Genomic DNA, 17,289 nt, shown 5'->3' on the forward strand with positions numbered 1-17,289 from the left:
GACGACGGATAGAACGGGGAGAACGAAGCGCAACAACAAGAGCCGGAACAGAATTTTCCAGCTTTGAAATTGTTATGTCTAGATAATGTTGCATTCGTTTTTCTGATAGGAAAATAAAATGATCTTCCCGTTTGTGGGTACAAAGTTTAGAAAAAAAATGGAAAACAAAACAATTTTTTCTGTTATTATTTTATCAACGGGAGGTTTTTTTGTTTTTTAACTGCATTTAATTCGTAGATCAAAAAGCCGTAAACTACCAGATATTCTATCGCCAGCAGCCAATAGTTTTCCTTAAAGCCCGGAATAGAATAAGCGTAGTAACTGAGGATGATAACCAGGCTCCAGACCAGCGGGAAACGGTATTTGGTAAAAACCGAAAGTATAAGAAGGGTGGCAATATACCAGGGGTGAACCGTTGTCGAGATAAAAAAGTAAAAAGAAAGCCCGAGTAACATGGCGGTGATCAATTTCTGAGTACTGTCGTTCTTTCTGAGGAAAGCCATCCCCGTAAGGAAAAGAATAACCACAAAGGGACTGATCTTTCCAACCGTTTTAATAATGTTATATCCTTTTACTTTAAAGCCTATTTCCTTGATGATATTGTAAATGCTGGCATTGAATTCGAAGTTGGTAAACCACAACCCGATCGTTTCGGAGTAATTATTGATAAAATCCGAAGAGAGAAAAGGGAGGAACAGCAAAATATTTACAAGCCCTACAATACTGTAGTACACAACAGCTCTTTTCCATCCCAGTTTCTGAAGGAACAGGGGCAGGAATAAAAGAGGGATCAGTTTGATGGAAATAGAGCAGGCGAGAACGACTGCAGAGAATTTCCACTTTCCTGTTTGCAGAAGATATAGACTCCATACCAGGAAAAAGATCATAATACCTTCAAAATGCAGATTTCCGCTAAGCTCGGTTATGATAAAGGGGTTGAGGATATAGAAATAGATATAGTGTTTGGGAAGCTTTAGGTTTTCCAGGAGTTTCCCCCCGAAAAAGAGCGTTCCCAGATCTGCCAGAATAATAAGCAGGCGCATCACCACTACAGATCCCAAAATACTCTTTCCGGCAAAGATCCCGCTAATAATAAAACACAACTGGTTCAGAGGTGGATAATTGGTGTAATGCCGTGCACTTAAGGATCCCATACCTTCATGTAGCTCTGCAGCCTGGGCTATAGGTGCGGTACCCTCGGCAATAAGATCTTTAGGAAGATAGAGATAAGGATTCCAGCCGGCCAAAGCCATTCTTCCGTCCCAGATAAATCGGTAAAAATCCTGGGATAAGGACGGAATACTTACAATAAATACCAGTCTGAAGAGAATGGAAATTGCCGTTAGAAAACGCAGATCTGTTTTGGAGATCTGTACCAGTTTGTAAAACAAAAAGAACAGGGCTCCGTAAAGACCGATAAGCTTGACAAAGTCAGTCCGGTCAAAATCATAAGCGAAACTGATATAAAAAGCAATACAGATAACAGAAAACAGAACGGGAATCTTCCTGTATTTCAAGTATTCTGCTATCAAGCTTTAGAAGTTAAAGACTTAAAGAAAACAAATCCGAAACCTAGGAACAACATTAAATGGAATGGGAATAATCCGAAATCATTCAACGGGATAGCGCTGTACATTCCGAAAAGGAAGTACAACATCAGACCTGCTTCCAGTAATGTGTTTGCCGAGATATTCCTGCGGATGTATTTATTACCTTTCCAGGAATCTTTCAGGTTTTTTATGTTGAATTTAGGTGTTCTTACAAATTCACTTCGTTTTCCGATATGACCTTCCAGTACTGCAACAGAATTGTGCAGGGAGAAGCCCATAGCCACGGAGAAGAAAGTAAAGAACATCCGTATGTATTCCACAAATTTATCAAAACCACTGCCCTGAATATTCTTATAGGTAAACCAATAGCATACAAAAAGAATAATGGTACTTACGATAAAGAAACTGGTAACATCGAAGAACCAGGCTAAGTGACCGTAAGTGTTCTTAATATAAAGCATCGGAATACTCAAAAGAGCTACCGTAAGTACACATAGGAACATCGTACTGTTGAGTAGGTGAAGTACTCCGTGAATTTTCGTTTTAAAAGGAATGTTTTTGCAGCTCAGTACTTTCCATACCATTTTACGGAAGTTCTCCGCTCCACCTTTATTCCATCTGAATTGCTGTGAACGGGCAGCACTGATCACTACTGGTAATTCTGCAGGTGTCTCCACATCCTCCAGGTACTTGAATTTCCAGTTCTTTAACTGTGCTCTGTAACTAAGGTCGAGATCTTCGGTAAGAGTATCTCCTTCCCAGTTACCTGCATCTATAATACATTCTTTACGCCATACACCGGCGGTACCGTTAAAGTTGATAAAATGCCCTTTGGAATTCCTTCCTACCTGCTCCAGGGTAAAGTGAGCGTCCAGGGCAAAAGCCTGGATCTTGGTGAGCAGGGAATAATCTCTGTTAATATGACTCCAGCGGGTCTGAACCACTCCGATCTCCTCATCTTTAAAATAAGGGATCGTTTTCCGAAGCCAATCGCTTTCCGGAAGGAAATCGGCATCAAATATTGCGATGTATTCACCTTTGGCGTGAATTAAGCCGTCTTTAAGAGCTCCGGCCTTAAAACCTTTTCTGTTTTCTCTTCTTACGTGCTGGATATCCAGTCCGCTTTTGCTAAGCTCAGCTATCTGAGCAGCAGTTGAGGAAACAGATTCATCGGTAGAATCGTCAAGAACCTGTATTTCGAGTTTATCTTTCGGATAATCTATTTTAGAAATATTGTCGAGAAGGCGTTCTACCACATATAATTCGTTGTAGAGGGGTAATTGTATGGTTACATACGGAACCTCATTCGGATTTGTCAGATCGAATTTTGGGGCCTGCTGATCCTTCTTCTTAAAACCGAGGTAGTTGATAAGAAGATTAAGCTGCGCCAAACTATAGAAAAAGATGAGTATCAGCGCAATGCTATAAATCGTTATAATTATGAATGCTATGGTCAAGTTCATTATTTCAAACTGTATTTAAAGATCCATCCTAGTATCTTCGCGGCAGCAAAGATAGTACCTTTTACGGTTCCTGAAACTTTTGAGACACCAATTCTCTTTTTGTAGCGTACCGGTATTTCTGTATATGTTAATTTTTTCTTAATGGCCTTTAATTGCATCTCCACGGTCCAACCATAGGTTTTATCTACCATCCCGAGGAATAGGAGCTTTTCATATTTGATAGCTCTGAAGGGTCCGAGATCGGTAAATTTTGCGTTAAAAAAAATTTTCATCAGGAAGGTTGCAAGCCAGTTTCCGAACACCTGTTGAGGTGTCATGGAGTCTTTTTCCCTCAAATTTTTCCTTCGGGCCCCTATCACCATATCAATATCATCTTCGATAATAGGCTTTACGATCTTGGTAAGTTCTTCAGGGTAATCGGAATAATCGCCATCGAGAAATACAAGAATATCGGGTTTTTGAGCCTGACCGGCAATGTAATCCATCCCCTTTAAACAGGCATAGCCGTAACCTTTTCTGTCTTCCGAAAGAACCGTAGCTCCGGCCTTTTTCGCAACTTCCGTCGTGTTATCTGTAGAATTATTGTTGACAACAATTACTTCATCAACAATATCCGGAATTTCATTTATGACGTTACTTATAGAATCCTCTTCGTTAAAAGCAGGAATAATGACTTTAATTAATGTCATTTGAGATCTGATAAATTATTGTCACGCCTAAAACTCCTAAAATCAAACCACTCGTTTATTTTCTTACCGTTCTTATACTTCTGAGCGGATTTGAGTTTTTTGTTCATGTATTTTAAGCAATAACCGTTTTTTGTTCCGTTCCTGAGCTGGCATTTGTGGTCTATTTGTCCCTTATTGTCATAAAAGAGCCACCAGTTATTCATTTCATCGGCGGTGTAATGCCCTTCCATGTCTAACCTGCCATTCTCGTCGTAAAAGTACCAATAATTTTCTTTTTTGCCCTTTTTAAAATGCCCTTCTGCTTTTAGTTTACCATTGGGATAATAGAATTTCCAATAGTCTGTTTTAGCATCGTTCAGCACCCATCCTTCAGCTTTCTTTTTACCGTTTTCATAGTATTCTTTCAGATACATTTTCTTGTTTGCACCCGAGTTGAAAACCAGAAATGAAACGATAACAAGAGCATATTTAGAAAACATGGCACACTTTTTTACCTAATTTAGACGAGGATAGTCCTCTTTACTAACATTATTTACGATTTACAAGGTCCATCAGGTTTACATCGTTCCCTAAAAGAACTTCATTAGGATTGATCCTTCCTTCCTGAGATCCGTTTTCCAGTTTAAGAACACCTCTTGGGCAAACTGCAGAACAAATTCCGCATCCTACACAGGAAGCACGTACAATATTCTCACCTTTCTGAGCATAAGCACGAACATCAATTCCCATCTCACAGTAAGTAGAACAGTTACCACAGGAAATACACTGTCCCCCGTTGGTTGTAATTCTGAACTTGGAGAATAAACGTTGTTGTATTCCGAGGATAGCTGCCATAGGGCACCCGAACCTACACCATACACGGCTTCCCAGTATCGGGTAGAAACCGGTACCGATCACCCCGGAGAAAATACTACCGATTAAGAAACCGTATGTACTTCTCAGGTCGTTGGCTTTGAATAAGAATATTTTGGAATCACCACTTGTATAGTGAAGAGCTACAAAAGCAAGAATAATAACCAGGTAACCGATCGCTCCGTATCTGGCATCTTTCTTCAGCTCCTGACGCTTAAAGATCCAGATCAATGCAAATAACACAGTAAGGAATACCGATACTCCGATAAGGAAAGTATTCTTCGTAAGCCAGTATTTGCTGGTATCATGCCCAAGATAGGAATGAACCACGGCTGTTGTAGTTACGATAATAAATACGAGTACGCTATGGATCACCCATCTTTCAACCTTCCAGGCAAACTTGCTCTTATCGGAAAGCTGACGGAAAGAATCTCCTGCAGTTTCGGCAAGACCTCCGCAACCACATACCCAGGAGCAGTACCATCTTTTACCGTATTTATAGGTCAGGATAGGTGTGATGATAAAAATAGAAGCGATCCCGAAGATCAGCAGTGCCAACCCGATATTTCCGGCATTGACAAATTCTTTTATCCTGTATCCTTCAAAATTGTAATAGTTAAGGGGCCATACATTCTTCAGGTCGTAATACGGAAGTTTAAAAGTATCTGTGTTCAACCTTGCCATTAATTCAGGAATAATGAATGCAAAGGCAGTCTGGAAGAACATCACACTCCCGGTACGAATTACCTCGTATCTGTTATGTCTGTATTTCCACATAAATTTAATCCCGAAAGCAAAGATGGCTACCGTATAGAGTGTTCCGTAAACAAACCACTGACTGGCCGGATTTCCGCTTAAGAGACGACTTAAAGGATCGAAAACAGCTATAACACCTGTATTGTCACCGTCTTTTACCAGACCCAGATACTCAGGGTAAAAATAGAGAACTACATAAAAACCGGTAAGCAGGATACCTGCTATCCATCCGAGGAATCCACGGTTGGAGATAGATTTAAAAAATACTCCGTTATTCTTGATCCCTTCTGCAGTATTTCCATACAGACCATAAGAAAAGGCAATAGTACCTATGGTTATAGCCGATAAGGAAATGGTTAGCCAAAGGGCTTTATGAGGAAAATTAATATTAAATGCAGCTAGAAGAAGGATTCCTAATCCGGTTACCCCGAGAAAGGTAGCAAACTTTTGCATCAGGCTTAAATTAGTCGGCGCCGGACTTGTCAAGGACATGCTCTGTTCTACGTTATGTTTCATGACTTTTATTACTTTATTATGCGTTTGTTAGTGTTTGAGAGTTGAAGTGTTGTAAAATTTCGGCTTCATGCCTGGCAAAGAATTCCGGATCGAAATTGGCCTCAGCCAGATGGTTAATGACGTAATCCACATCTCTTTTTTCGGTTAACCATTTATCAAAGACTTCGTGACGCATGCGTATTCCGAAGTTATTGATGCCTAAAAACTCATTAGTGTCTTTATGATAGGAGATCCTGATACATTTCTTCCCACCTTCATGCTCCCAGTAAAATTGTTTTTCGTATTCCTGTGGTCTGGCAAATACCCAACCATAGGTCTGATATTCTATATCGAGGAACTTGGCAGAATTAAACCAGTGTCCCGGTTTGTATTCTGTGCGGTTCCCGCAAATGGTCTGAGCCACCGTCTCTCCCATCATTCTTCCGGTATACCAAACAGCTTCTATAGGTCTTCTCAATCCGATAGCTTCATGCTGCTGGGCACAATCGCCAATAGCATAAACATCGGATATATTGGTCTCGAGATGACGATTTACCAATACGCCTCTGTTTGTTTCGATAGCCGAATCCTTCAGGAAGTCAATATTAGGAGATACTCCGGCAGTAAGACCAACAACCTGACATTCTATAGTTTCTCCTTTATCTGTTGTGACAGCCCTGGCCCTTCCGTTCTCATCGGCAAGAATTTCCACAAGATTGGTATCCAATCTGAGGTCTATATGATGCTCGCGGATATGCCTGTTGATCATTTCCGACTCTCCGGCGGGCAGTACTCCGTTCCAGAAACTGGTCTCACGTACAAGGAAGGTTACAGGAATATTTCTCGAAACCAGCATTTCTGCCAGCTCGATCCCGATAAGTCCGCCTCCCACAATTACAGCTCTTTTGGTTCCGGGAGTGTGTTTTTCAAGGCTTTCAAGGTCCTGTTTGTGATACATTCCCATAACTCCATCCAAATCCTGACCCGGCCAGCCAAATTTATTGGGCTTGGAACCGGTTGCGATAATAAGTTTGTCATAACTCATCTTATCGCCATCGGCAAAATGAAGTTCCTTATTAGTGGTGTCTACCTGCTGAACAAAACCGTTTTTCAGTTCGATGCGGTTCTTTTTCCAGAACCAATTCTCATAGGGCTGGGTATGTTCAAATTTCATATGCCCCATATATATGTACATCAAAGCAGTTCGAGAGAAAAAGTAATCGGTTTCTGCTGAGATGATGGTGATTTTTTTATCGGACAATTTTCTTATATGTCGTGCAGCGGTAACGCCTGATATTCCGTTACCGATAATAACAATATGCTCCATAATTTAATTACAATCGTTGCGTATTAAGTCGATTCTAAAGTTAAGAACTTAATCCAATGATTTAATTTAGAATTATTATAAATAGAGTAAAATTGTAAGTAATAAATATACTTACCGTACGCCCAAACCGATCCTTAGCACCTAATTAAGAGTCTCTTAAAATTTTGTTATTATTTGTAAGTATGTTAAGAAAATCAAGACCCAAGGGGGGATAAATTACAAAGTCATGAAAAAAATCTTAACCCTGGGTTTAATCTTATTTATTAATATGAGCTTTGCTCAGACCCAATTGTTTTTTGAGAAAGCAGATGCTTTTTTTAAGACCTATGTGAGTAATGGAAAAGTAGATTATGCTTCCATTCACAAATCCCCTGAAAAACTTAACGAGATCCTGGAGATCGCTAATAAAGTAAGTGTATCCAAAGATGATGCAAATACTTATCAGGCCTTTTGGATCAACGCATATAATATATCTGTAATAAAAGGAATTATAGATAAATATCCGACAAACTCTCCATTGGCCAATCCCGGTTTTTTCGATAAGACCAAGCACAATATTGGCGGGAAGAAAATAATCCTTAACGATATAGAAAATAAACTGCTAAGAGCTCAGTTCGATGATGCGAGATTTCATTTTGTACTCGTATGCGGAGCTCTCGGATGCCCTCCGCTGATCGATGAAGCTTACCTTCCGAATACTTTGGATGCGCAGCTTACACGTCAGACGAAACTCGCTCTTAACAACCCTAACTTTATTAAAGTTAAAAAGAATAAGGTAGAGGTTTCGGAAATTCTTAAATGGTATAAAGGAGATTTTGTAAAGAAAGGACAATCAGAAATAGATTTTATCAATAAGTATCGCGATCAGAAGATACCTGCAGGTCACAAACTGGGTTATTACTCATATAACTGGACCTTAAACGCTAAATAATTATAAACCGAAATAAAACGAAAAATGAAAAAATTAACACTAATCATTACTTTATTATTCCTTGCAGTAGTTCAAACGGGTTTTGCTCAGCAAGACGATGATACACAAACCAGAAGTAATCTTATAGAGTTTACCCCTTCAAAACTGTTGTATCAGAACCAGTGGGATATCAAATGGTTCAACAATTTGTTTACTACAACTACATTTGTAAATGAAGACGGAGATAAGTTCAGTACTGGCGGACGTCAGAACTTCTTCACTTCTACTTTTGAGATCTTTCACGGAGTATCTAAAAACCGAAGAGTAAACCTCGGGGTAATTTTTGAAGTAAGATCCAATACAATTGGCGGAAGAGGTGTATTTGATGTATTTAGTTTTGACGGAGAAGACGGGACTGCCAGATCCGGTATTACTACCATCGCACCTTCTATCAAATTCCAGCCGTTTAAAAACATCAGCAACTTCTCTATTCAGAGTTCCTTCTTTATTCCGTTGATCGATAACGAGGTAGAGAACGGTGTATTCCTTGATGAGAAGAGTTTTGTTTGGCAAAACAGATTCTTTTATGACTATGTTTTCCCAGGAAATAAATTCCAGGTATTTTCTGAACTGAATACGGAGTTTAACTTCGGAGAGACCCGTGTATTCGACAATATCGGAACCAGTACTATCCAGGGAGGTTTTGCCAATGAAAGCCTTAGATTGAGTTCGGGAACATTCTTCAGTTATTTCCCATCTCAAAGACTTACTTTACAGGTATTGGTTCAGCAATTCTTTCTGATCGACCTTGGAAATAATTTTGATCAGAATTTCTCTGCGGCAGGAGCCGGAATAAAATATCAATTGACCGACGAGTTGAGTGTGGAAACTCTCTATACCAATTTTTTCAGGGCCAGAGATGCTAATACAGGCCAAACATTTAACATAGGTCTTAGAGTAATTTTATAAGTTTACCCTTAAATTAGGGGCTTTATTCAAAATTGCATATGAAGATAAAGCTCCTGATTTTCTTTGTTTTAATACTTTCGGAAACCTCCTTTTCTCAAAAGAACAAGATTAACGGAATTAGTTTTGTAGGGGGAAGGAACGTGGTTACGGAAGCCAGCATTAAACCTGTTATAAATGTAAATGCCAATTGGGTTTGCCTGATGCCGTTCGGTTTTATGCAGAGCCTGAATGCTACTCAGATATCCTTTAACCGGGACAGACAGTGGTGGGGCGAGCGTAAAGTGGGGGTCAGGAATACCTCTGCTTTGTTTCATAATGCAGGTGTTAAGGTAATGGTCAAACCTCAGATATGGATCTCGAGGGGAGCATTCACAGGTCATATCGGGATGAAAACCGAAGATGAATGGAAGCTTTTCGAATCGGTTTACGAACAATTTATCCTGGAGTATGCCGTCCTCGCCCAGGAAATAAAAGCAGAGCTTTTTTGTATAGGGACCGAACTGAACAAATTTGTAACGAAGCGCCCTCAATTCTGGGAAAAGCTGATCGCCAAAGTTCGTAAGGTCTATAAAGGAAAGCTTACCTATGCAGAGAATTGGGATACCTTTGATAAGGTTCACTTCTGGAAAAAACTGGATTATATAGGTGTTGATGCCTATTTTCCGCTAAGCGGAGCTCAGACCCCGGGAATAGAGGAAATGGAAAAAGGCTGGGACAAACATAAATCCGAAATTGCGGCATTACAGCAAAAGGAGAACAAGCCTGTACTTTTTACCGAATACGGTTACAGGAGTGTGGATTTTGCAGCGCGCCAGCCGTGGAACTCCGATAGAAGTATGAACAGTGTAAACCTTAAGGCCCAGGAAAATGCATTAAAGGCTATTTACAATAAGTTCTGGGATGAAGACTGGTTTGCGGGCGGATTTCTCTGGAAGTGGTACGATTTTCACCATAAAGCCGGAGGAACTTCCAACAGCCGGTTTACCCCGCAAAACAAACCTGCCGAAAAATTAATTCAGGAGTTTTACGGAACATATCAATAATGATAAAAAATATAAGCAGTTTAATTCTCTTTTTTGTTTGTTCTGTGCTTTTCTCTCAGGACAGGATCGTTTACGACCTGAAAGTTGAGGGAAACAAAAAGACCAAGGCATCCTTTATCCGGAAAATAGCAAAGACCCGGAAGGGAGAGGTGCTGGATTCCCTCAAGCTGGAAGCCGATATCTCCAAGCTCAAACGCTTACCGGGAATATCACATGCTTATTATCATGTGTTCCACGCAAAGGAGAATCTATACGATGTTTATTATTATGTGGAAGAGAATTTTACCGTTATCCCGGAAGTAAACCTTTGGACCGCCAGAAATCAGGATGTTGCCTATCGTTTGGCCTTATACGACTTTAATTTTCTGGGAAGGAATATAGCCTTCGGAGGCTTCTATGAAAACAATGTATTTAATTCCTATGGGATCAATTTTCAGGCTCCTTATCTGTTTTCCAACAAGGCAGGTCTGGCATTGCATCACGAGAACATTGTAAGGAAAGAACCTCTCTTTCTGGATACCGGAACTGCTAATTATCGCTATAGTAACCGGTCTATCGAAGGCTTGTTTTTATACGAGTTCAATTTCAGGAACAGTATTCAGATAGGTGGGAGTTATTTTAATGAGGAGTACCTTTATCTGGACGGGGCTACAAGTGAGGATATTCCGGAATTCCTCAACCTCAATAAATGGCTTTTTAAGTTTATCTACAATTACAATAATCTCGATTATTTTTATCAATATGTTTCAGGGATCAAGAATTCCTTTAATTTTCAGTTTGTAACTTCAAATAACGAATTTCAGCAGGATTTCTTTATCTTCTGGAATAACTTCGACTTCTTTAAACGAGTAGGAGATAAAGGAAACTGGGCAAACCGTTTTCGTGTCGGGATCGCCTCTAATGACGACAGTCCTTTTGCTCCTTTTTCGGTAGATAATAACCTCAATATACGCGGTGTTGGGAATATCATAGACAGGGGAACGGCTATGCTGGTGTTAAACACGGAATTCCGTTATACCCTTTATGAAAAAAACTGGTTTGTACTTCAGGGCAACGCCTTTATCGATGCAGGTACCTGGAGGAATCCCGGGGGAGAGCTTACCGATTTCTTTAATTCGGTAAATGCCAGGGTCTATCCGGGAGTAGGCCTGAGATTTATCCATAAAAATATCTTCAATGCTGTTTTTCGGATTGATTACGGTTATGGGATTACCAAAGACTCCAGTAACGGGATAGTCTTCGGGATCGGGCAGTATTTTTAAGAGATCACCTTCTTTTTGTAATATTGATAGAGTTCGTCGGGTCCGGCGCCAAAGAATTTCTTTAAATGGATCACGGTAAAATGATATTGAAGTTTCCAGGCTCCGTTCTTTTCGTATCTTCGGGCTGAGGTCGTTACATATTCGGGGATGACCTTAAAGGAAGCGTTTTTGTAAATACGGCTTATCAGATCGTAATCTTCGTAAATAATATAGTCTTCATTATAACCGCCAAGTTCCCTGAATTTTTCTGTGCCTATAAATAAAGACTGATCACCGCCTCTGCAGCTTTTATGATTAAAACGGGTAAACCATTGAGAAAATTTAAGTACAGGATGCCCGTCGTCGAATTTCATTCTGAAACAACCGGCATTCTCGCCTTTTTCATAAGCCTTTAGAATATAATGGTCGAAATGTTGAGGAGGGTAGCTGTCGGCATGGATAAAATACAGGATCTGACCTGTTGCATGAGCAGCTCCGGCATTCATTTGCCTGGCCCGGCCCTTTTTAGATGAGATCAGTTTAATGTCCTTAACAGACCTGACTTTTTCCCTGGTTTCGTCAATACTACCACCGTCAACGACAATAACTTCAGAGATATTTTCCGGAGATGACATATTGATAACGTACTCCAGGAATTTATCTATGGTAGCACCCTCGTTGAGAACTGGTATTATTATTGAGATTCTGGGCTTACTCATTTAGATTCCAATCATAGTCATTGTAAGATATACGAGCGTTTTTAGCTATTTCGATATCTACATAATCGTTTAAAAACGATACTAAACTACCATTTTGTTTGAAATCTTTGGCAAACCATCTGAAAATTTTAGAAAGCTTTAAGTTTTTCTCCGTAATGACATTCCTGTTATGATCTGCAAGAAAACCTCTTGTGGCCTTTGTTAGCTGCTCCTCCAGCTTAGATGCCGTAAAAGCGTGGTTTTCCAGTTTCGGACAGGAAATAGAGGCACATACAATAGCAAAATGTATACGTGGCTCATTCATTTTACGAAGGATCTGGTGCTCTACCTCATTGAGGTTGTACCATTTCTTGCCTAATTTGAAAAAGCGAATATCCCACGGATTTTTAATGTCCTTAATACTTTTAACCGGATAATTGTCCAGAATAAGTTTTACGGTATAGGCGTTGTAAACATTGATCCAGTATGCCAGCTTATCTTCTCTGGTCCAGGAGTCCTGCGGAAGGTTCTCTGCAAGTTCTTTCAGATAGACATTCAGCATGACTTTATCTCTTCTGAAACCCTGATAATCTACATTACCGGCATCGGAAACATGCTTCTGGAGAAGATTGTCCCATATATTGTGATTAAAAGCCTCTACGGGCCCTTCCTCTATAACTTCTTCTATGATCTCATCTTTGGCGGGGTCAAAGTCGACAAGTACTTTTGTTTCTTCTTTCTTTTCCTCGACTTTTTCTTCGATTACCGGTTCCGGTTTTTTAGCAGGTACTTCTTCTTCAGTCACTACGGCTACTTCCTTCTTTACCTCTGCAGGCGTAGTCTGAGAAACAACTCTCTTTCCGGGTCCGCATGCAAATCCAAGTGCGCAAAATGCCAATACAAAAAATAAAACCTTTTTCATAAGTAAGTAAGAATGTAATAAATATTGATTAGATCAGTCGTTTAAGCCCGATCCGGCTTACATGAATTACGCAATATTTATGTTAAGATCCGGAGGGTTTTTTCCATCGGATGGGATAGCTTTCCTGGCCCATAAAATCCTTTGGGAAATTTTCATCTCCTTCAAAACCCAACTCGATATCCCTTCCGTCTTCCGGAATATAATCGGTCTTAAAAATATAATCCCAGATGCTCAGGGTAAGTCCGAAATTAACTCCTTGTTTGGCATGCTCAGGAAGTGCTTTTACATGATGCCAGATATGCATCTTCGGGTTGTTGAGTACATATTTTAACGGGCCGTAGTCCCATCCCAGATTGGCATGGTTCAGATGCCCTATGGCCAGGGCAAAGAAGTGAACGATAACAACATCCTGTGCATCAAAGCCACCTATAATGGCAATCGGGATATAGAGGAGCGATTTATAGACCACAGGTTCCATCCAGTGATATCTTAAGTGAGCGGCGAAGCCCATTTGTTTGACCGAGTGATGCACTTTATGGAAGTTCCATAAAAACGGAACCTTATGAAGTAATCGATGTGTGTTCCATTGTACAAAATCGCTTATAATAAAGAATATAAATAGCCCCAATACCCTTGGAAGCCGATCTACGTCAAACAGCTGCAAACTCCCTATATGAAGGCCGAAGACTCCCAGGAGGTCATCAAAAAAGGCTGCTGTTGCATTAGATAAGGCGATAAGGACAATGAGGTTGAGAAGGAAAAAATTAAAGAACATATAAAAAGTGTCCAGCCAGAAATCTTTTCTGAAAATGGGCTGCTTCTTTCTCCATGGAAAAATGATCTCCAACAGCCATACCAGAAGAGATACGGCAATAAGCCCGTAAAAATAATTATCCCAGTCCGGGGCGGAGATCTCATGTTTAAGATAATTCCAGTATCCGGAATAAGACCTTTTAACGACTTCTATATATGATTCCTGTAATGTCATTGTTGCATTTATTGGTTACAATCGCAATATTCGTCCTTAAGATAAGTTTTTGTCTGGATCTTATCGGGATTACAGAATAATTTTTCTTTATCCCCCGATTCGATTACTTTTCCTTCGCACATAAAGATAAGATGATCGGAAATACGTTGTGCCTGTGCAATGTTATGTGTTACCAATACAATGGTGTATTCTTTTTTCAGTTCACTCATCAGTTCTTCGATCACACGGGAGGAAACGGGATCCAGGGAGGATGTGGGTTCATCCATCAGGAGAACACTGGGTTTTACTGCCAACGCCCTGGCAATACATAAACGTTGTTGTTGTCCTATAGATAAGGAATGAGCAGGTTCATGCAGACGGGAAGAAACTTCTGTCCACAAAGAAACTGCTTTTAACTGCGTTTCGGCAATTTCTAATTTCTCTGCTTTTGATAACTTTTGATGATGTTGTATCCCAAACACTACATTTTCAAGAATAGACCTGGGAAATACGCAGGGACGCTGAAATACCATCCCGATCTCTTTCCTCAGAAGGGTGAGGTCACGGTCTTTTCCGTAGATATCGGTGTTTTTAAAAGAAATCATACCGTTAATATCTATTTGATCGGTACCTTCATTGATCCGGTTGATGCTTCTCAGCAGGGTAGATTTACCACTTCCGGAAGGGCCGATAATACAGTTTACCTGCCTTTCGTAAAAGGAAACTGCAATGTCCTTTAGCACCCGGGTCTCTCCAAAGGTCACATTAAAGCCGGAAACATTAATAATGGTTTCCGTATTATTTTTTATATCTGCAATCGGTTCTTTTAATTCTTTCAACTCCATCAGTATTCGATTTTAGAAAATTTAACTCTTCTCCACAAGGCTGCAATGCTGAATATAAGCACCAGTAATAACAAGACCAGGCTTGTTCCCCAGGCGTTCTGCAAGGCTTGAGGGTTGGTAGCCTGTTGTGCCAAAGCCAGAATATGGGTGGGTAAAGCGCTTACAGGTTCAAAAAAACCTACCGGAATAGTTACCCCCGAAAAAGCCGTGGCAATAAACATAATGGGGGCCGTTTCTCCTATAGCCCTGGACAGACCTATAAGCAAACCTGTAAAGGCGCCGCTCAGTCCCCGGGGTAAAAGTGTGGTGGTGATCAATTGCCATTTTGTAAGTCCTAAAGCCAGGGCATTCTCCCTGAAAGAATCGGGAATACTGTTAATAGCCTGATAGGTAGACAGGATAATAGTAGGCAGGATCATTATTGCCAGGATTATAGAGCCTACAAACCAGGATATCCCCGTATTTAAAAGATTTACAAAAAAGATCAGCCCGAAGATCCCGAAAATAATAGATGGGATCCCGTTAAGGCCATAAATAAGGGTGTCTGTTATATTCTGAACATATGAACTTTTAACATACTCACTTTTATAGATAGCAAAACCAAGAGATAGCGGAAAAGCGATCAGGGTAGCAAATACGATCAGGAGTATACTACCGACTATCTGGTATACGATCCCTCCTTCAGCTCCGAAATTACTGGAAGGTGTAAAAAGGAAATCAAAACTGATCGCACCAAAACCTTTCCAGAACAATACCGAGATCAGAAAAAGAAGAATCCCGAAGCTTGCAGCCATAGCGGCCCAAACAAAGATCTTAAAAACGGCATTTGTCAGCTTCCTATTCATACAATCGATTACTTTTTCTGAGATAAAGCTGGGTGATCAAAGTGAGTATAATAACCAGTAACATCAGAACAAAACCCATGGTGTTCAGGGCGCTGAAATGAAGTGACCCGAAGGCACTTTCCCCGATCTCCCTTCCCAGTTTGGAGGTAATGGTCTGCCCGGGAGAGAGCACATTGTAAAAAGGAGTTGGGATCTTGTCGATGCTTCCTATCAGAAGCATTACGGCCATGGTCTCTCCTAAAGCTCTTCCGAGAGCAAGCAGAATGGCTCCTGTAATATCTTTTTTAGCAATGGGTAAAACAGTGTTCTTAATTACCTCAAAAGGATACAATCCCAGGCCTTTGGCGGCCTCTCTGTATTTTTTCGGGACATTGTTTATAGCGTCATCGCTTAAAGTTACAATGGTTGGAAGGATCATTATGGATAACAGGATACCGGCTGTAAGGATGGTTCTTCCGGACGCCAGTTCAAAAAAAGAAGCAATCCAGGTACTGAAAAAAGCAATCCCGATAAGCCCGTAAATGATAGATGGAATACCTGCCAGTAATTCTATGATGGATTTAACGTAAATGCGATAGGCTGATGGCAATATCTCCGATGTGAAAATGGCAGTTCCGATCCCCAGGGGAATGGCAATGGTCAATGCTATCACGGTTACCGAAAGGGTTCCGTACAGCATGGAAAGGATCCCGTATTCATTTTTGGAAGGATTCCATTCGAGGGTGAACAATTTTAAGCCCACCTGACTTATCGCGTCAAAGCTGTTTATAAACAATACAATAAAAATTAAAAGAGCAATCAGCATACTAATGTATGTGCTGAGCATTATATAGCCCTTTCCTATTTTATTGTACGATACTAACATATCCGTTTTGTGTTACAATATCCTGACCCTCCTTACTGAGGATAAAATCAATGAATTTTCTGGCTCCTCCTACCGGATCTCCATTGGTAACAAGCAAAAGATTACGGGTAATCGGAAAACTCCCGTTTATAATATTGTTCAGGGACGGTTCTATGACCTCACCGTCGGGCATTATTATGGAAATGCCTTTAACATCTTCATTAAGCCATGCGTTTGAAAGCATTCCGATAGCGGCATCACTCTGCACAACCGCTGTTTGTTCTTCGTTGTTGGAACCCAGAACAAGATCTGCTCCCGGGGCATCGGCTTCCTTGTCACCCATGACGATCTTCATAAAAACGTGTCTGGTGCCTCTGGATTTTTCCTTGTCGATAACAAGAATATCTTTGTCGGGCCCGTTCAGTTCTTTCCAGTTGCTGATCTCTCCTCTGTAGATCTTTGCGATCTGCTCGAGACTAAGCGAAGTTACCCCGCTGTCAAAAATTTCGGAAGAGACCACAGGAACCACCGCATCCTTTCCTATGGAATGCGTTTGAAAAGAGGTATCGGGATATTGATCTATTTCCTGAGAAGTGATGGCTCTTGAGATCATCCCGATCTCGATCTTCTGACTTCCCACCTGATTGACCCCTACTCCGGAGCCTCCTGCATTTACAATAATCCTCGTATCCGGATGCGCTTTCTTATATTGCTCTGCTGCGGTAGATACTACCGGGAGAACAGTTGTTGAACCCGCAACGGTAATCGTTTTTGTGTTTGGTTTTGAACACGCATTAAACAGTAGGATCAATGCGCTTAAAAAGAGAATATTTCTCATAAAAGCAATTTTTCTTCTTCTTAACAGTAATAGAT

At 40.5% G+C, this 17,289-nt stretch carries 17 protein-coding genes; 4 read left to right on the forward strand and 13 right to left on the reverse strand.

The genetic code is table 11. From position 1 onward, the window contains the following. Positions 1-185 precede the first annotated feature (185 nt). From GWK08_RS14935 to GWK08_RS14960, 6 genes are read right to left on the reverse strand one after another with little or no spacing between them, the layout of a single operon-like run. Positions 186-1,532: a glycosyltransferase 87 family protein gene (locus GWK08_RS14935; RefSeq protein WP_163608030.1), complete on the reverse strand. Its 1,347-nt coding sequence runs from the start codon at positions 1,530-1,532 to the stop codon at positions 186-188. Continuing rightward, positions 1,529-3,013 (reverse strand): cellulose synthase family protein, encoded by a 1,485-nt coding sequence (locus GWK08_RS14940; protein ID WP_163608031.1) that lies wholly within the window; start codon positions 3,011-3,013, stop codon positions 1,529-1,531. Before GWK08_RS14940 ends, GWK08_RS14935 begins: the two co-directional genes overlap by 4 nt. Next, a complete protein-coding gene (locus tag GWK08_RS14945; RefSeq protein ID WP_163608032.1) occupies positions 3,013-3,702 on the reverse strand; it encodes a glycosyltransferase family 2 protein in 690 nt (229 codons plus the stop codon). The genes GWK08_RS14940 and GWK08_RS14945 overlap by 1 nt, the downstream gene beginning before the upstream one ends. Next, positions 3,699-4,181, reverse strand: coding sequence for a toxin-antitoxin system YwqK family antitoxin (locus GWK08_RS14950; RefSeq protein WP_163608033.1), 483 nt, complete (start codon positions 4,179-4,181; stop codon positions 3,699-3,701). Before GWK08_RS14950 ends, GWK08_RS14945 begins: the two co-directional genes overlap by 4 nt. Positions 4,182-4,230: 49 nt before the next feature. Beyond that, on the reverse strand, positions 4,231-5,826 hold the full coding sequence (locus tag GWK08_RS14955; RefSeq protein WP_163608034.1) for a 4Fe-4S binding protein: 1,596 nt from the start codon (positions 5,824-5,826) through the stop codon (positions 4,231-4,233). Positions 5,827-5,842: 16 nt separating this feature from the next. Then, positions 5,843-7,132 (reverse strand): NAD(P)/FAD-dependent oxidoreductase, encoded by a 1,290-nt coding sequence (locus tag GWK08_RS14960; protein ID WP_163608035.1) that lies wholly within the window; start codon positions 7,130-7,132, stop codon positions 5,843-5,845. Between the two features lie 226 nt (positions 7,133-7,358). On the opposite strand from GWK08_RS14960, the gene GWK08_RS14965 reads away from it, so the two are divergent. From GWK08_RS14965 to GWK08_RS14980, 4 genes are read left to right on the forward strand one after another with little or no spacing between them, the layout of a single operon-like run. Continuing rightward, complete coding sequence (locus tag GWK08_RS14965; RefSeq protein ID WP_163608036.1) at positions 7,359-8,063, forward strand: DUF547 domain-containing protein; 705 nt, start codon at positions 7,359-7,361, stop codon at positions 8,061-8,063. Between the two features lie 24 nt (positions 8,064-8,087). After that, positions 8,088-9,011: a hypothetical protein gene (locus tag GWK08_RS14970; RefSeq protein ID WP_163608037.1), complete on the forward strand. Its 924-nt coding sequence runs from the start codon at positions 8,088-8,090 to the stop codon at positions 9,009-9,011. Between the two features lie 38 nt (positions 9,012-9,049). Further along, on the forward strand, positions 9,050-10,054 hold the full coding sequence (locus GWK08_RS14975) for a glycoside hydrolase family 113 (RefSeq protein ID WP_163608038.1): 1,005 nt from the start codon (positions 9,050-9,052) through the stop codon (positions 10,052-10,054). Further along, positions 10,054-11,316, forward strand: coding sequence for a POTRA domain-containing protein (locus tag GWK08_RS14980; RefSeq protein ID WP_163608039.1), 1,263 nt, complete (start codon positions 10,054-10,056; stop codon positions 11,314-11,316). The genes GWK08_RS14975 and GWK08_RS14980 overlap by 1 nt, the downstream gene beginning before the upstream one ends. Here the strand turns inward: GWK08_RS14980 and GWK08_RS14985 are convergent. From GWK08_RS14985 to GWK08_RS15015, 7 genes are all read right to left on the reverse strand, one after another. Then, positions 11,313-12,014 carry a TIGR04283 family arsenosugar biosynthesis glycosyltransferase gene (locus GWK08_RS14985; RefSeq protein ID WP_163608040.1) on the reverse strand — a complete coding sequence of 234 codons (702 nt, stop codon included), beginning with the start codon at positions 12,012-12,014 and terminating at the stop codon, positions 11,313-11,315. The two genes, GWK08_RS14980 and GWK08_RS14985, sit on opposite strands and share 4 nt — an antisense overlap. Then, the gene (locus tag GWK08_RS14990) at positions 12,007-12,915 is read right to left on the reverse strand and encodes a DUF547 domain-containing protein (RefSeq protein WP_163608041.1); all 909 of its coding nucleotides are present in this window, start codon (positions 12,913-12,915) and stop codon (positions 12,007-12,009) included. Before GWK08_RS14990 ends, GWK08_RS14985 begins: the two co-directional genes overlap by 8 nt. Before the next feature lie 82 nt (positions 12,916-12,997). Beyond that, positions 12,998-13,903, reverse strand: a complete 906-nt coding sequence (locus GWK08_RS14995; protein ID WP_163608042.1) for a sterol desaturase family protein — start codon at positions 13,901-13,903, stop codon at positions 12,998-13,000. A gap of 8 nt (positions 13,904-13,911) precedes the next feature. Continuing rightward, positions 13,912-14,727, reverse strand: a complete 816-nt coding sequence (locus tag GWK08_RS15000) for a phosphate ABC transporter ATP-binding protein (RefSeq protein WP_163608043.1) — start codon at positions 14,725-14,727, stop codon at positions 13,912-13,914. Beyond that, positions 14,727-15,572: a phosphate ABC transporter permease PstA gene (pstA, locus tag GWK08_RS15005; RefSeq protein ID WP_163608044.1), complete on the reverse strand. Its 846-nt coding sequence runs from the start codon at positions 15,570-15,572 to the stop codon at positions 14,727-14,729. Before pstA ends, GWK08_RS15000 begins: the two co-directional genes overlap by 1 nt. Further along, on the reverse strand, positions 15,565-16,437 hold the full coding sequence (pstC, locus tag GWK08_RS15010; RefSeq protein WP_163608045.1) for a phosphate ABC transporter permease subunit PstC: 873 nt from the start codon (positions 16,435-16,437) through the stop codon (positions 15,565-15,567). The genes pstA and pstC overlap by 8 nt, the downstream gene beginning before the upstream one ends. After that, positions 16,418-17,254: a phosphate ABC transporter substrate-binding protein gene (locus GWK08_RS15015; protein WP_163608046.1), complete on the reverse strand. Its 837-nt coding sequence runs from the start codon at positions 17,252-17,254 to the stop codon at positions 16,418-16,420. Before GWK08_RS15015 ends, pstC begins: the two co-directional genes overlap by 20 nt. Positions 17,255-17,289: the final 35 nt, after the last annotated feature.

The sequence above is a fragment of the Leptobacterium flavescens genome (assembly GCF_010671605.1).
In the GTDB taxonomy this organism is placed as follows: Bacteria; Bacteroidota; Bacteroidia; order Flavobacteriales; family Flavobacteriaceae; genus Leptobacterium; species Leptobacterium flavescens.

Bases quoted from the DNA above. Each gene is read 5' to 3' on its own strand.
- GWK08_RS14940 (WP_163608031.1), bottom strand. From the start codon at position 3,013: ATGAACTTGACCATAGCATTCATAATTATAACGATTTATAGCATTGCG.
- GWK08_RS14945 (WP_163608032.1), bottom strand. From the start codon at position 3,702: ATGACATTAATTAAAGTCATTATTCCTGCTTTTAACGAAGAGGATTCT.
- GWK08_RS14950 (WP_163608033.1), bottom strand. From the start codon at position 4,181: ATGTTTTCTAAATATGCTCTTGTTATCGTTTCATTTCTGGTTTTCAAC.
- GWK08_RS14955 (WP_163608034.1), bottom strand. From the start codon at position 5,826: ATGAAACATAACGTAGAACAGAGCATGTCCTTGACAAGTCCGGCGCCG.
- GWK08_RS14960 (WP_163608035.1), bottom strand. From the start codon at position 7,132: ATGGAGCATATTGTTATTATCGGTAACGGAATATCAGGCGTTACCGCT.
- GWK08_RS14965 (WP_163608036.1), top strand. From the start codon at position 7,359: ATGAAAAAAATCTTAACCCTGGGTTTAATCTTATTTATTAATATGAGC.
- GWK08_RS14970 (WP_163608037.1), top strand. From the start codon at position 8,088: ATGAAAAAATTAACACTAATCATTACTTTATTATTCCTTGCAGTAGTT.
- GWK08_RS14975 (WP_163608038.1), top strand. From the start codon at position 9,050: ATGAAGATAAAGCTCCTGATTTTCTTTGTTTTAATACTTTCGGAAACC.
- GWK08_RS14980 (WP_163608039.1), top strand. From the start codon at position 10,054: ATGATAAAAAATATAAGCAGTTTAATTCTCTTTTTTGTTTGTTCTGTG.
- GWK08_RS14985 (WP_163608040.1), bottom strand. From the start codon at position 12,014: ATGAGTAAGCCCAGAATCTCAATAATAATACCAGTTCTCAACGAGGGT.
- GWK08_RS14990 (WP_163608041.1), bottom strand. From the start codon at position 12,915: ATGAAAAAGGTTTTATTTTTTGTATTGGCATTTTGCGCACTTGGATTT.
- GWK08_RS14995 (WP_163608042.1), bottom strand. From the start codon at position 13,903: ATGACATTACAGGAATCATATATAGAAGTCGTTAAAAGGTCTTATTCC.
- GWK08_RS15000 (WP_163608043.1), bottom strand. From the start codon at position 14,727: ATGGAGTTGAAAGAATTAAAAGAACCGATTGCAGATATAAAAAATAAT.
- pstA (WP_163608044.1), bottom strand. From the start codon at position 15,572: ATGAATAGGAAGCTGACAAATGCCGTTTTTAAGATCTTTGTTTGGGCC.
- pstC (WP_163608045.1), bottom strand. From the start codon at position 16,437: ATGTTAGTATCGTACAATAAAATAGGAAAGGGCTATATAATGCTCAGC.
- GWK08_RS15015 (WP_163608046.1), bottom strand. From the start codon at position 17,254: ATGAGAAATATTCTCTTTTTAAGCGCATTGATCCTACTGTTTAATGCG.